This window comes from Paenibacillus sp. JZ16, from assembly GCF_015326965.1.
Lineage (GTDB): Bacteria > Bacillota > Bacilli > Paenibacillales > Paenibacillaceae > Paenibacillus_AQ.
Genome location: NZ_CP017659.1, coordinates 6,189,808 through 6,202,660, shown reverse-complemented (window position 1 = coordinate 6,202,660; position 12,853 = coordinate 6,189,808). Strand labels below are relative to the sequence as shown.

General features: G+C 51.3%; 11 protein-coding genes. 3 read left to right on the top strand and 8 right to left on the bottom strand.

The window, feature by feature from the left end; genetic code table 11:
- Positions 1 to 34 precede the first annotated feature (34 nt).
- Positions 35 to 1,060, top strand: a complete 1,026-nt coding sequence (locus BJP58_RS27675) for an aldo/keto reductase (protein ID WP_194541455.1) — start codon at positions 35 to 37, stop codon at positions 1,058 to 1,060.
- Positions 1,061 to 1,165: 105 nt separating this feature from the next.
- Here the strand turns inward: BJP58_RS27675 and BJP58_RS27670 are convergent, their stop codons facing one another.
- Together BJP58_RS27670 and BJP58_RS27665 are read right to left on the bottom strand one after the other, a co-directional pair.
- Positions 1,166 to 1,531, bottom strand: coding sequence for a hypothetical protein (locus BJP58_RS27670; RefSeq protein WP_194545084.1), 366 nt, complete (start codon positions 1,529 to 1,531; stop codon positions 1,166 to 1,168).
- Positions 1,532 to 1,587: 56 nt separating this feature from the next.
- Positions 1,588 to 1,899: a hypothetical protein gene (locus tag BJP58_RS27665; protein ID WP_194541454.1), complete on the bottom strand. Its 312-nt coding sequence runs from the start codon at positions 1,897 to 1,899 to the stop codon at positions 1,588 to 1,590.
- Positions 1,900 to 2,061: 162 nt separating this feature from the next.
- On the opposite strand from BJP58_RS27665, the gene asnB reads away from it, so the two are divergent.
- On the top strand, positions 2,062 to 3,906 hold the full coding sequence (gene asnB / locus BJP58_RS27660) for an asparagine synthase (glutamine-hydrolyzing) (RefSeq protein ID WP_194541453.1): 1,845 nt from the start codon (positions 2,062 to 2,064) through the stop codon (positions 3,904 to 3,906).
- Positions 3,907 to 3,986: 80 nt separating this feature from the next.
- On the opposite strand, the gene BJP58_RS27655 is transcribed toward asnB, so the two are convergent.
- From BJP58_RS27655 to BJP58_RS27645, 3 genes are all read right to left on the bottom strand, one after another.
- Entirely contained in the window at positions 3,987 to 4,616 is a 630-nt protein-coding gene (locus tag BJP58_RS27655) for an XTP/dITP diphosphatase (RefSeq protein WP_194541452.1), read from the bottom strand.
- A 4-nt stretch (positions 4,617 to 4,620) separates the two neighbouring features.
- Entirely contained in the window at positions 4,621 to 5,379 is a 759-nt protein-coding gene (gene rph / locus BJP58_RS27650; RefSeq protein ID WP_194541451.1) for a ribonuclease PH, read from the bottom strand.
- Between the two features lie 112 nt (positions 5,380 to 5,491).
- Positions 5,492 to 6,550, bottom strand: a complete 1,059-nt coding sequence (locus tag BJP58_RS27645) for a GerMN domain-containing protein (protein WP_071223451.1) — start codon at positions 6,548 to 6,550, stop codon at positions 5,492 to 5,494.
- A 166-nt stretch (positions 6,551 to 6,716) separates the two neighbouring features.
- On the opposite strand from BJP58_RS27645, the gene BJP58_RS27640 reads away from it, so the two are divergent.
- A complete protein-coding gene (locus tag BJP58_RS27640) occupies positions 6,717 to 7,280 on the top strand; it encodes a phosphatidylglycerophosphatase A family protein (protein ID WP_071223452.1) in 564 nt (187 codons plus the stop codon).
- A 366-nt stretch (positions 7,281 to 7,646) separates the two neighbouring features.
- On the opposite strand, the gene BJP58_RS27635 is transcribed toward BJP58_RS27640, so the two are convergent.
- Genes BJP58_RS27635 through BJP58_RS27625 form a run of 3 tightly spaced genes read right to left on the bottom strand, consistent with a single transcriptional unit; the run spans position 7,647 to position 12,432 of the window.
- Complete coding sequence (locus BJP58_RS27635) at positions 7,647 to 10,091, bottom strand: glycogen/starch/alpha-glucan phosphorylase (RefSeq protein ID WP_194541450.1); 2,445 nt, start codon at positions 10,089 to 10,091, stop codon at positions 7,647 to 7,649.
- A gap of 38 nt (positions 10,092 to 10,129) precedes the next feature.
- Complete coding sequence (glgD, locus tag BJP58_RS27630) at positions 10,130 to 11,233, bottom strand: glucose-1-phosphate adenylyltransferase subunit GlgD (RefSeq protein ID WP_194541449.1); 1,104 nt, start codon at positions 11,231 to 11,233, stop codon at positions 10,130 to 10,132.
- Positions 11,234 to 11,247: 14 nt separating this feature from the next.
- Positions 11,248 to 12,432 carry a glucose-1-phosphate adenylyltransferase gene (locus tag BJP58_RS27625; protein WP_194541448.1) on the bottom strand — a complete coding sequence of 395 codons (1,185 nt, stop codon included), beginning with the start codon at positions 12,430 to 12,432 and terminating at the stop codon, positions 11,248 to 11,250.
- Positions 12,433 to 12,853 lie beyond the last annotated feature (421 nt).

Genomic DNA, 12,853 nt, shown 5'->3' with positions numbered 1-12,853 from the left:
TAGTGTAAACCAAATCATAGGAGGCTGGAAAGAGATGAAATACAATTTACTCGGTAATACAGGTGTGCTGGTATCAGAGATCGGGCTCGGCACGATGACGTTTGGCGGAGGAGCGAAGTGGGGAATGTTCGGCACGCTGGATGATAAGGAAGCAGGTTATCTTGTAGATCAGGCCTTGGATGCGGGTGTCAATTTCTTCGATACAGCCAATGCCTACGCCGAAGGCCGCTCTGAAGAGATTCTTGGTAAAACACTGAAATCCAAGCGACATCAAGCGCTGATTGCTACGAAGGTTCGTGCGCGCACGGGTCCGGGCCCCAACGATATTGGACTGTCGCGGCTGCACATCATTCGTCAGGTGGAAGAAAGCCTTAAACGCCTTAACACCGATTATATCGATCTATATCAAATTCATAACCCGGATCAATTAACCGATTGGGAGGAAACACTCCGTGCACTGGATGACCTTGTCCGAAGCGGAAAAGTACGGTACATTGGCAACTCCAATATGACCGGTTGGGAAATCATGAAAACGCGCGGCATCTCCACTATGCACGGTCTTCATGCATTCAAAAGCAGCCAATCGTATTATTCACTCGCCGCAAGGGATATCGAAAGAGAGATTATCCCTGCCCTAAAGGATCAGCATATGGGTTTGATCGTCTGGAGCCCGTTAGCAGGCGGGTTCTTGACCGGAAAATATACGCGTGAACATCGGGGAGGCTCCGAGGACCGCCATGCCAAATTGGCTTTTCCGCCGATTGATACGGAGCGGGTGTACCCGATTCTTGATGTGCTTCAAGATATCGCGCAAGCTCATGAGGCAACTGTCGCCCAAATTGCGCTTGCGTGGCTCCTTCATCAACAAGCGGTCACCACAGTTATCGTAGGAGCTAAACGTACTGACCAACTGCAAGATAATTTGGGAGCGAGCGGGTTGATTCTGAATGAAACCGAACTTTCTCGACTGGATGAAGTAAGCCGTCTGCCTGCTGAATATCCGGGATGGCCTTTTATGGAACTGGACGAGGATATCATTCGAAAGCATGGGCAGAACTGAGTTTTTTAGAATGGGGAATGCTGGTATGGCGGCATTGCCCTTACACATACAAAAAGAGATCTGCCGATGAGCATCGGACAGATCTCTTCTTTCTTTTTTATATCTCTAAAAATATTGAGACCCTTCGCTGAGCCGCTGGTTCAGCTGCTCATATAGCTGGCCTGTAGAAAGCAGCTGCTGCTTGAATGCATCCCGATCTTCCTCCGCGGTGGATTGAACGGTGCTCTCGAACGCTTCATCCGTGGCATCGACAAATGCATCATGCATGCTGTTGTCGTACCAATCCACCTCCATGCTGGCGTCGCTGCGGACGATTTTCACCAGCTCATAACCTCCCAGCGGGGAGGACGGCGTCAGATAAGCCAGCAATGCACTTTCTCCTTCCGCTGCGGGATAGACCTCAACCTCAGCGCAAGGAGCGCCATTCACTTCCGTAATCCGGCGGATTTTTGCATCTTTAATTGCATACATCATACATTCTCCTTCATCGCGATGTGCAGGGACTGCACGATCCGTATAGTTTTCAGTCAGTCGGAGAGCAATCGCAGCTCTTCCATTTGCTGGCGCGTGGCCGGTGTGCCCAATTGATAAATGGTTCGATACACCTTGTCCAAGGAATATTGAAACAACGAATTGGAGGATTGCTCCGGCGTATCCGGCCATGGGAATACATAGCCTGGAAACCCCTCCTCCTCCTTCTCCTGCATCATGTCCAGCTCAATCCGAACTTGGTCCGCCTCTTCCGGCGTTGCTTCGATCTCCCATTCATAAGCGCTCGCTCCCTGTTCGGTCAACACGGAGCGGCTCTGGACGGAAACGTAGTAGGTCGACTTATTCATGGACGCATCTCTCCTTCTCTTTGATATTCGTCCTCTTTCTTAGTTTTCGTAAAAGGACAGACATTTTATGCCTTCCTTCGGCATATATCTGTATCACTTTGGCGACGTAGGATTAAAAAGATGGGACAGCGTATGACAAAGACAAAGAGAGGATGAACCGTCATGTGCGGAATAACCGGTTTTATACAATGGAGCGGCGATTTGACGCAGGATTCGCAGCTGCTGGTAAAAATGACAGAAAGTTTGGCTCACCGCGGACCTGACGGATCCGGCACCTGGATTTCCAACCCGTGCGCATTCGGTCACCGAAGACTCAGCGTGATCGACCCCGAAAATGGCGCCCAGCCGATGATCATTCATCGGGAAGAGGAAGTCTATGCCATTGTATATAACGGGGAATTATATAATGCTGCGGAGCTTAAAGACGAATTGGTACGACGCGGTCATCGTTTCAATACCAAATGCGACACGGAAGTTTTGTTAGTCTCTTATATCGAATGGGGTCCCGATTGCCTGGAACGCCTCAATGGCATATTTGCATTCGCGATTTGGGACAGCGTGCGGGAACAAGTATTTTTGGCTCGAGACCGGGTAGGGGTAAAACCCCTGTTCTATAGTTACATTGACGGAACGCTCGTATTCGGATCGGAACCGAAAGCATTGCTACAGCATCCGAAGGTGGAGCCTGTGGTCGGGGCCGAGGGGCTTGCGGAAGTGTTTATTATCGGTCCGGCGCGAACCCCGGGACATGGTGTCTACAAGGATATCGCAGAGCTTCGCCCTGGAATGGCGATGATCTTTAACCGGGAAGGATTGCGCAAGTATACCTATTGGAAGCTGGAAAGCAAGCCCCATGAGGATGATGCGGATCAGACGGCAAGCTACTTACGCGATCTTCTGCGGGACACCGTTGAACGTCAGCTGGTATCCGATGTACCGGTCTGCTCCCTGTTATCAGGCGGTCTTGATTCCAGTGCGCTCTCCTCGCTCGCCGTCGATTACTACAAACGGACGGGCCAAGGACAAGTGCACACCTACTCCGTCGATTATGTGGACAACAACAAACATTTTAAATCCCATTCCTTCCAGCCGGGCGCGGATGCGCCATGGATCAAACGGATGCACGAGGAGCTGGGCACGGACCACCATTGGATTGAATTCGACACGCCCGAACTGGTCGAAGCGTTAGATGTCTCCACGCAGAAGCGGGACCTCCCGGGCATGGCTGACGTGGACGCCTCCCTTCTCCTCTTCTGCCGTGAGATTAAAAAAGGCGCGACCGTCGCCATATCCGGTGAAGCCGCTGATGAAATATTCGGCGGTTACCCTTGGTTTCACCGGGAAGAAATGCTGAATTCCGGTACTTTCCCATGGTCTGTCGCCCCGGATATGAGAGCCGGGCTGCTGTCTGCCGAAATTCGGGACTGGATCAAACCGCTGGAATACCTCGGAGACCGTTATGCCGATGCGGTAGCCGAAGTGCCGAAGCTGGACGGGGAGTCCGGGCAGCAGGCCAAAATGCGGGTCATGTCCTATCTCAATATCACCCGCTTCATGCCAACGCTCCTCGATCGCAAAGACCGGATGAGCATGGGCGTTGGGCTGGAGGTCCGCGTTCCATATACCGATCATCGCCTGATCGATTATGTGTGGAATATTCCTTGGAGCATCAAAACGACAGGCGACCGTGAAAAAGGCATTCTGCGCAAAGCTCTTGAAGGTGTGCTTCCCGACGATGTCCTGTACCGCAAAAAAAGCCCGTATCCCAAAACTCACAATCCGAACTATCTGGCAGCCGTCAAAGCGCAGGTGCTGTCCATTCTGGACGATCCTTCTTCACCGCTGCTTCCGCTCATCGATACGGCACGGATCCGGGAATTGGCTTCTTCGCCGGATGCTTCCTCCAATCTCCCTTGGTTCGGTCAATTGATGTCCGGTCCGCAGCTGTTTGCCTACCTGGCCCAGGTGCATTTCTGGCTCAAAGAGTATAACGTATCCATACGTTAAGTTCTTATTGTTTACGAAAAATTAAAGAAACCATACCCGCAATAGCCGGTATGGTTTCTTTTTATAGTATTACTATTCAATTATCGTGCCTGTAGGTCCGCTACAAGCTTGCGCAGCGCTTGGCCCCGATGGCTGATCTCCTGCTTCTCCTCCAGGGAAAGCTCGGCCATCGTCTTCTCATGGCTTGGCAGGTAGAACAGCGGATCATATCCAAACCCGCCTTTTCCGGACGGATCCGACGTGATCCAGCCTTCAACGCTCCCTTCAGCCTCAAGCTTTTCTCCCGAGACCGGATCATACAGCACCAGCACACAGACAAATCGGGCCGGACTTAGCAAGGGCTGCTCCGTATCCTCACCGAGCCTTAATTGTTCCAGCTCACCGAGCAGCTTCTCGTTATTGTCCTCATCCGCGCCGTGCTCGCCGGCATATCTGGCGGAATAAACGCCAGGCGCGCCATTCAGCGCATCCACGCACAATCCCGAATCATCGGCCAGAACAGGCAATCCCAGTGCGTCGCCAACCGCCTTGGCTTTTTTAAATGCATTGGCTGCAAATGTGGCTCCGTCCTCAACGACATCCGGCAGATCAGGGTAATCGTACATGCTCTTGACCTCCGTACCAAAAGCAGCAAAAGCATGCGCAAATTCCTTGACTTTCCCCTGATTGCGGGTAGCTACGATTAACGTGTCTCCAAGTGTCAATGTCATGGGATTATACTCCAGTACTCGCATTCACGGAACCGATTTTTGCTGCAATCGGGCCAAGCGCCTCTTGCTGACGTCCGATCAGCTCGCGGATTCCCTGTTCCCCAAGCTCCAGGATCTGATCCAGTTCCTCACGAGAGAACGGGCTTTCTTCGCCGGTTCCCTGAACCTCAACGAATTTGCCGCTTCCGGTCATGACCAGATTCATGTCCACCTTCGCTTTGGAATCCTCTTCATAATTCAGATCCAGCAGCGCCTGTCCGCCTGCAATGCCCACGCTAATGGAGGCCAGGTAGTCCGTAATCGGAAATACCGCTAGTTTATGTTGTTCTGCAATTTTATTTACCGCTATGGCTAAAGCTACAAATGCTCCTGTAATGGAGGTGGTCCGCGTTCCGCCATCCGCCTGGATTACATCGCAGTCCAGCGTAATTGTCCGCTCGCCAAGAGCATGCAGATTCACAACAGACCTAAGCGCTCTGCCGATCAATCGCTGAATTTCCATCGTCCGGCCACTGAGTTTACCGCGATTGGCTTCCCGTTGGTTACGGGATTGTGTGGCGCGCGGCAGCATGGAGTACTCAGCCGTCACCCAGCCCTTTCCTTGTCCTTTCAGAAACGGGGGAACCTTCTCATCCACGGTTGCCGTAATCAGCACCTTGGTGTCTCCCATCTCGATGTACACGGAGCCTTCCGCATATTTATTCACATGGGTCGATAAATTCATCGGTCGAAGCTCATCGCTCTTACGTCCGTTAGATCTCATGTTTTCTGCCTCCTACTTCTTATCGCAATCCTGATTAGCATTCCCTATTCTACCAAAGTGCAGGCACAAAAGCACCTTTTCCGGCGCATATTTCAAAGATGGCCGTGAAGGGTCAGATCGAAATTTCGTTAATGAACTCCGGACGGCTGACAGGCTCGCTGTAATTACGGCTATCCGTTCCAACGACCTCGGAGAGATCGTTCATTCGAATTTTGACCTTCGCATCATCCGAATTCTCGGCTACGGTTAGCACGACGGCCTGCAGCAGCTCGGTTGGAACCTGCTCTCCCTGCTCAAACATGCTGTCCTGAAGCGATACGGTAACAGCGCCGTCCTCTCCTTTTTCGACCGATGCAACGGTGGTATCGTCCGGGATGACCTCGACAAGCCCATCACCGTAATGCGGTCCCCGGATCAGTTCGTTCAAAGCAGCCTTAACCGCATCCTGTCCAGTCGGAACAAGTCTGGTAACAGGTACATAATACTGAATGCCGTCTGGCGTCACTGAAGAGAAATAGACGGTAACCGGCGAAGAGGAAGTGTACAATGCGTCATCCGCCTTTTGAAGGTTGATCCCCATTGCTCGTGAAAGCGGACGGTCCAGCGGCGTGTGATTGACCGGCATTTCCGTTAGTTTGACTCCATCCACCCATACCTGCATCGATTCGATGCCTTCATGTCCCGTCAGCGTCCACGTCAACGCCTCCAAGATTCTTCGTTCATCTGCCGCTTGATATTCCGTAAACGATTTATTGAATTCAACAACGGCCAATTTGCTCTCCGGATCGACCGTCACATTATGGATCTGCGTACCTGCAGGCAATACCGCCTGGAAACCCTGTGGAACATAGCCAGCATAGCGGCCTCCGTTCACAAGCACTTCAAGAGATTCTTTCACGGCGCTTGCACCTTCTACCTTCGGAATACCCAAGGTTACAGGTGCCAGCATTCCCCGCGCATCCGAAAGATAAACCGTTGTCTGCGTGCCAATGTCACCTTGTGCCGCTGTGGATCCGGCCGTGTTCAGCATCTGCTTCTCCACTTGTGCAGGCGGCGGGTCAATCGCCTCCGATTGCTTCCCGGAAAATACGCCGCAGCCGGACAACACGATCGGAACAGCAAGCAGCCCGGCAGCGGAAAGCCTGCGAAGGTTACGTTTACTACGTTTCATGTATTGTTCCTCCCTAACATTTTTTTGTACAGGTTGTACTCCTATGTATACGAGCCCTTTCCAAAAAAATAACTCTCAGTTTTGCCCTTTCTGGACAAAGGGGGGTGGAAAAAGTACAATCGTCGTATGCATCTTCATCAACCACGAAAATGAGGTGAGTTCCATCATGGCAGAAAACGATTCAAACATTCCATACAGTCTGAACAGCAAGAAGGTAGCGGATGCGACACGGAGCCTGCTGCATAAGCGTGGAATCAAGTTGGAGGAAATCGCGGAACTGGTGATGATCCTTCAGAATAAATACTACCCGAATTTGACCATGGACGAGTGCATGGAGAACGTGGATGCCGTACTCAGCAAACGCGAAGTCCAAAACGCCGTATTAACCGGAATTCAACTAGATATTTTGGCGGAGGAAGGCAATCTCATATCCCCGCTTCAAGAAATGCTGGCCAATGACGAAGGGTTATACGGCGTGGATGAAGTCCTGGCATTTTCCATCGTTAACGTATATGGAAGCATCGGCTTCACCAACTACGGGTATATCGACAAACTCAAACCCGGCATCCTTGAGCAATTGAATGATAAATCAAGCGGCCGTGTACATACCTTTCTCGACGATATCGTCGGCGCGGTTGCCGCAGCCGCCAGCAGCCGGATCGCCCACCGCAAGCAAGCGGAGCGTGAGATCGAGTTGTACGGCACGACCGAAGAGCTTCCAAAAGAATAAAACGCTCATAAAAAGAAGATTCGCTCAACATGCGAATCTTCTTTTTTTCTGCCTACCAGAAGGAAACAGCTCACCGGACGGGAGCTATCCAAGCCGAGAGTAGGTAATTTCAAAGAATTATAGACGAATGCAGTTAGAAAGCATACCTCTTTACGGGCCGGAACCATGAGTTTCTTCTATAATAAGAAGCCTCCTCTCACCTATGAAAAAACGGGCTGTCCAATCACGTAAATCGGTAAATCTATCTAGTCATTTTTGAAAAGATCCATCATATGATATGATGAAGAACATTCCAATAGAGCGCCTATGGAAACCCCGCCAAGCCTATGGCGGGGTTCTTTTTTTAAAGAATATGATAGAGATAGATTACCGGTTCGCACCAACCATAACAGGAGAAACATTCCAGATGTCGGATGCATAACGGTGAATCGTGTTATCGCTGGAGAAATGTCCGGAGTGGGCCATATTTATTATCGATTTCTCGGTCCAGGCTCCGGTATTCAAATAAGCACGATCGATCTCCGACTGGGTTGCCACATAACTGGCAAAGTCCGCTAATACAAAAAACTCATCGTTATGATCAAGCAGGGACTGGAGAATCTGACCAAACTCCAACTCGTGACAGCAGAAAGGTCCTGAAGATATTAACTGATTCAGCACACGGGCGATTCTGGGATCCTGCTCATACCGCTCCCTGGATACATAAGCTCCCGTCCTGTAATACTCAAGCACTTCCTCCAGCTTCAATCCGAACAGGAACATATTCTCATGGCCAAGCAGCTCGAACATCTCCACATTAGCCCCATCCAGCGTGCCGATGGTCAAAGCGCCGTTCAACATGAACTTCATGTTTCCCGTGCCGGATGCCTCCTTGCCAGCCGTGGAAATTTGCTCGCTCACATCGGCTGCGGGGATAATCTTCTCCGCCAGAGACACCGAATAGTTCTCCAGGAACAGCACCTGGAGTTTGTCATTGACCTGCGGATCCTTATTCACGACTTCGGCAACGACATTAATGAGTTTGATGATGCTTTTGGCCAGATAATAACCCGGTGCTGCCTTCGCCCCAAAAATGACGGTACGGGGAACGCGATCCGCGCTTGGCTGATCCTTAATCTCGTTATACGCGTGCATCACCCGTAATATATTCAGCAATTGCCGTTTATAGCCGTGCAGCCGCTTCACGTGGACATCGAATATGGAATCGGGATTAATGACAATCCCTTGCTTATTCGCGATGTAATCGGCAAGCCGTTCTTTATTGTTCCGTTTGATCCGCTGAATCCCCAGCTGAAAGGCGGAATCGGTCTTCAGTCCCTTGAGCTGAATTAATTGATGCGGATCCGTGATCCATGAATCGCCGATACCATCGCATATCAATTGACTCAGGCCGGGGTTGCTGTGCATCAACCAGCGCCGGTGGGTAATCCCGTTGGTTTTGTTGCTGAATCGCTCCGGATACAGCTCATAATGCGGTTTCATGACCTGTGTCTTAAGCAGTTCCGTGTGCAGCGCCGCCACACCGTTTACATGATAGCTGCCCACAATTGCCAGATTGGCCATGCGGATCTGGTCGCTTTCAATGATGGCAAGCTGCGATATGCGCTCATGGTCGCCAGGATAGCGTTCCAGCAGCATGCCGCAGAACCGCTTATTGATCTCTTCGATCATCATGTAAATGCGCGGCAGTAGCTCACGAACCATGCCGGCCGGCCATTTCTCCAAAGCTTCGCTAAGCAGCGTGTGGTTTGTGTAGGAAACGGTCCGGCTCGTGATGTCCCAGGCTTCCTCCCAACCGAAACCCTTATCGTCGATAAGAATCCGCATCAGCTCCGGAATCACCAAGGTCGGATGCGTATCATTGATATGAATGGCCACATGCTCGGGCAGCTCATGATAGGACCGTCCCAGCTTGTCGAACGTCCTGAGAATGCTCTGAACGCCCGCGGAACAGAGAAAGTACTGCTGCTTCAGCCGGAGGAGCTTGCCTTCGTAAGCCGAATCATCCGGGTACAAAAACTCCGATATCGATTCGACCGAACGGTTATATTCCAAAAATTTATAATAGCTGTTGTGATGATGAGCCGAACGGATTCTGGATATATCCGAAGCGGATTCGGCGCTCCACAATCGCAGCGTGTTCACCTGCCCCTCACCGTACCCGATCACCGGAACGTCGTAAGGTACCGCCAGAACCCGCTCATAATCCATCGTGTGAAACACGGTTCGCCCCTCCTGCACATCCACCTCCACGCGGCCCCAAAAGCGCACTTCCACCGCCTTGTCAGCCCGCCGTTCTTCCCAGACGTTGCCCCGCTGAAGCCAGTTGTCCGGCAGCTCGACTTGGTGGCCATCAATAATCTTCTGTTCAAACAATCCGTACTTATACCGGATTCCGCACCCGTGGCCTGCATAGCTTAGTGATGCCAACGAATCGAGAAAACATGCCGCTAGACGTCCGAGCCCCCCATTTCCAAGGCCTGCATCCGGTTCCTGCTCCTCAATCTCATCCAAATTCCACCCGAGGTCCAAAAGGCCGCTGCGGACCATACCCAGCACGCCCAAATTCAGCAGATTGTTTCCCATTAACCGCCCGATCAAAAATTCAAGCGAGAAATAATATACCTGCTTCTGCCCGGTATCCCGGTATATCCGATTGGCGGCCGCCCATTCCCGTCCGACATACTCCCGGATCATGCCGCCGAGTGTTTTGTATACATCCTCAGCTGTCGCTTCCTCAAGTCCCTTCCCCAACCGACTCACCAACTGCTCCGTAAAGACCTGCTTGAATGTTTCCTTGTTGTTAAACAAAAGAAAGTTCCTCCTGACGGATTCGAATTATTTTGTGATCAAATCGAGATGTCCTTGGCGATGACAAAAGGTTTGCGAAAATCCCCTTGAAGCTTATGATCCCGCGAGATCATCACATCTTTATCGAGTATGACGTTCTCCAGCCTCACATTCTCGCCAATGACGCATTTTTGCATGATGATGGAGTTATGGATGCTTGCGCCTCGTTTTACCTGTACTCCGCGAAACAGAATGCTATTCTTTACTTCCCCGTCGATCTGGCAGCCGTTGGCCACCAGTGCATTGCTCACATCGGCCGAATTCAAATATTTAGCGGGAACCTCATACTTGATCTTGGTGTGGACAGCCTGCTTGCGAAACAAGCTGTTGTACGTTTTAGGATTCAGCAGGTTCATGCTGGTACGGTAATAGCTCTCAAGCGAATTGATCACCGCATGATAGCCGAGGTATTCATATCCCGCAATGTTCAGCTTGTGCCGGTTACGCATGATCGCGTCCCGGAAGAAATGGCTGCCCCCATGGGCGATGCAGTGGTCGGCCATCTCCAGAAACCGCGCTTTCTCCATCACAAACATCTCCATGTATACCGCATCATGCTTGTGATCGTAATGAATATCCTTGACCATGCCGTCCTCATCGACATCGAGGCGAACACAGGAACGGTGCTCTTCCCGTGGTGCAGTTACTTTTGTATAAACAAGCGTCACGTCGGCGCCCTGCTCCAAATGGTATTCGTATACCTCATTGAAATCGACGGTGCTTATATGCTGGCTGCCGGAATGCACGATATGCTTCGCGGATCCCCGCTCAAAAAAATCGAGATTGTTATAAATATGCCGCAGCTCGCCGGCGGACACATCGGCTTCATCGTTCCAATCCGGCGGAAGTATGAACAGGCCGCCCCGCTTGCGATGCATATCCCAAGGCCTGCCTTCGCCCAGATGATCCATCAGGGACCGGTATTTCCTGCGAACAAACAGCGCAATATCCTCGATGCCCGCATGCATCATATTGGACATCACGAAGTCGATCAGGCGGTACCTCCCCGCAAAAGGCACAGCGGCCCCGCACCGGTAATATGTCAATTCACTCAATACATCCCGTTCATGCTCCAAATTAATAATACCCATGAGTTCTCTCATCTGCGAATCCCATCCTAACCTTGATTATTATGGGACGAAGACGACGATTGAAGCAGCTTCAGGACGTCTTCATCTTGACCGCTTGCAAGCACAATCCGGGATGGATCTTCAGGAGGGGGACCAATGACGGCATGATCTTGAATGATCATGTCCTCAGTGATAATCGCCCGGTGTATTCGTACATGGCTACCGATGCGCACCTTGGGCATAATGACGGAATCGGTAATGACACTGCCTTCCCCTACCTCCACGCCATAAAAGAGGACCGAATGTTCTACCTCGCCGCACACGGTGCAGCCCTCGTTAATCATGCTGTTCCGGACGACGCCGGTTGGAGAAATATACTCTGCCGGCTGATTCGGGTTCCGGGTGTAAATGCGCCACAGCGGATCATTCAAGTCCAGCTTGGGCTGCTCGCAGAGCAGATCCATATTGGCTTCCCATAGGCTCTCGATGGTGCCGACGTCCTTCCAGTACCCTTCGAACGGATAAGCGTACAGCGTTTTGCCGTCCGCCAGCATGCTCGGCAGAATGTCTTTGCCAAAATCATGGCTCGTATCCGGATGCTCCGCATTCCGCAGTAAATAGGATCGCAACAGCTTCCAGCGAAACAGATAAACGCCCATGGATGCCGTCGTACTCTTCGGATGCGCAGGCTTCTCCTCGAACTCGAAAATCCGGCAGTTCTCATCCGTATTCACCATGCCGAACCGCTTCGCTTCGTCCAGGCTCACCTCGATGACGGAGATGGTGCAATCGGCATCCTTCTCCTTGTGATAAGTCAGCATACGGTCATAATCCATCTTATAGATGTGATCTCCCGACAAAATCAAAACGTGCTCGGGATCGTACTGATCAATAAACTTAAGATTCCGATAAATCGCATCTGCCGTCCCGCGGTACCAGGTCGTCCCGTCCTCGCGTTCATGGGGCGGAAGCACGAATACGCCCCCATTCAACCGGTCCATGTCCCAATCGCTTCCTACGCCAATGTAAGAATGCAGAACCAGAGGTTCATACTGGGTTAGTACCCCAACCGTGTCGATTCCCGAATGGGAGCAGTTGCTCAGCGGAAAATCAATGATCCGGTATGTACCCCCAAAATAAACAGCCGGCTTGGCGAGCGTCTTCGTGAGGCCCTTCAGCCGTTTGCCCTGACCTCCTGCGAGCAGCATAGCGACCACATCTTTTTTCTTCATGACAGATTCTCCTTTAAGGGGCTTTATGAGATACGAATCCTATAACATGAAAATTGCGGAACCAAGGGAACGCTTCGATACGAATATGGTGGAGTGAATCATGGTGATGAGTGATTAAGAAAAAAGCCTTGAGGGAATGCCTTACTTAAACAGCAAGGTACATCAGCTATATGCGGGGCAGTGAGAAACTCTGACTCTAACTCTGACTCTAACTCTGACTCTAATGAGGGAAAGGCCCCCCATCTTAGGAATTATCGGCCTCCTCTTCTATAAAAAAGCCGTGGCGCCACTTGCCAAGCATCCTGATCGCAGCGGCTGCGCGGGCAGACTATCGGCTGCTTCTGATCAAGAGATGCTCCACAATGTAGCCCTCTGAATCTATTAAACAAAAAACCGCCTATTCTACGCATGATGGAAGTCA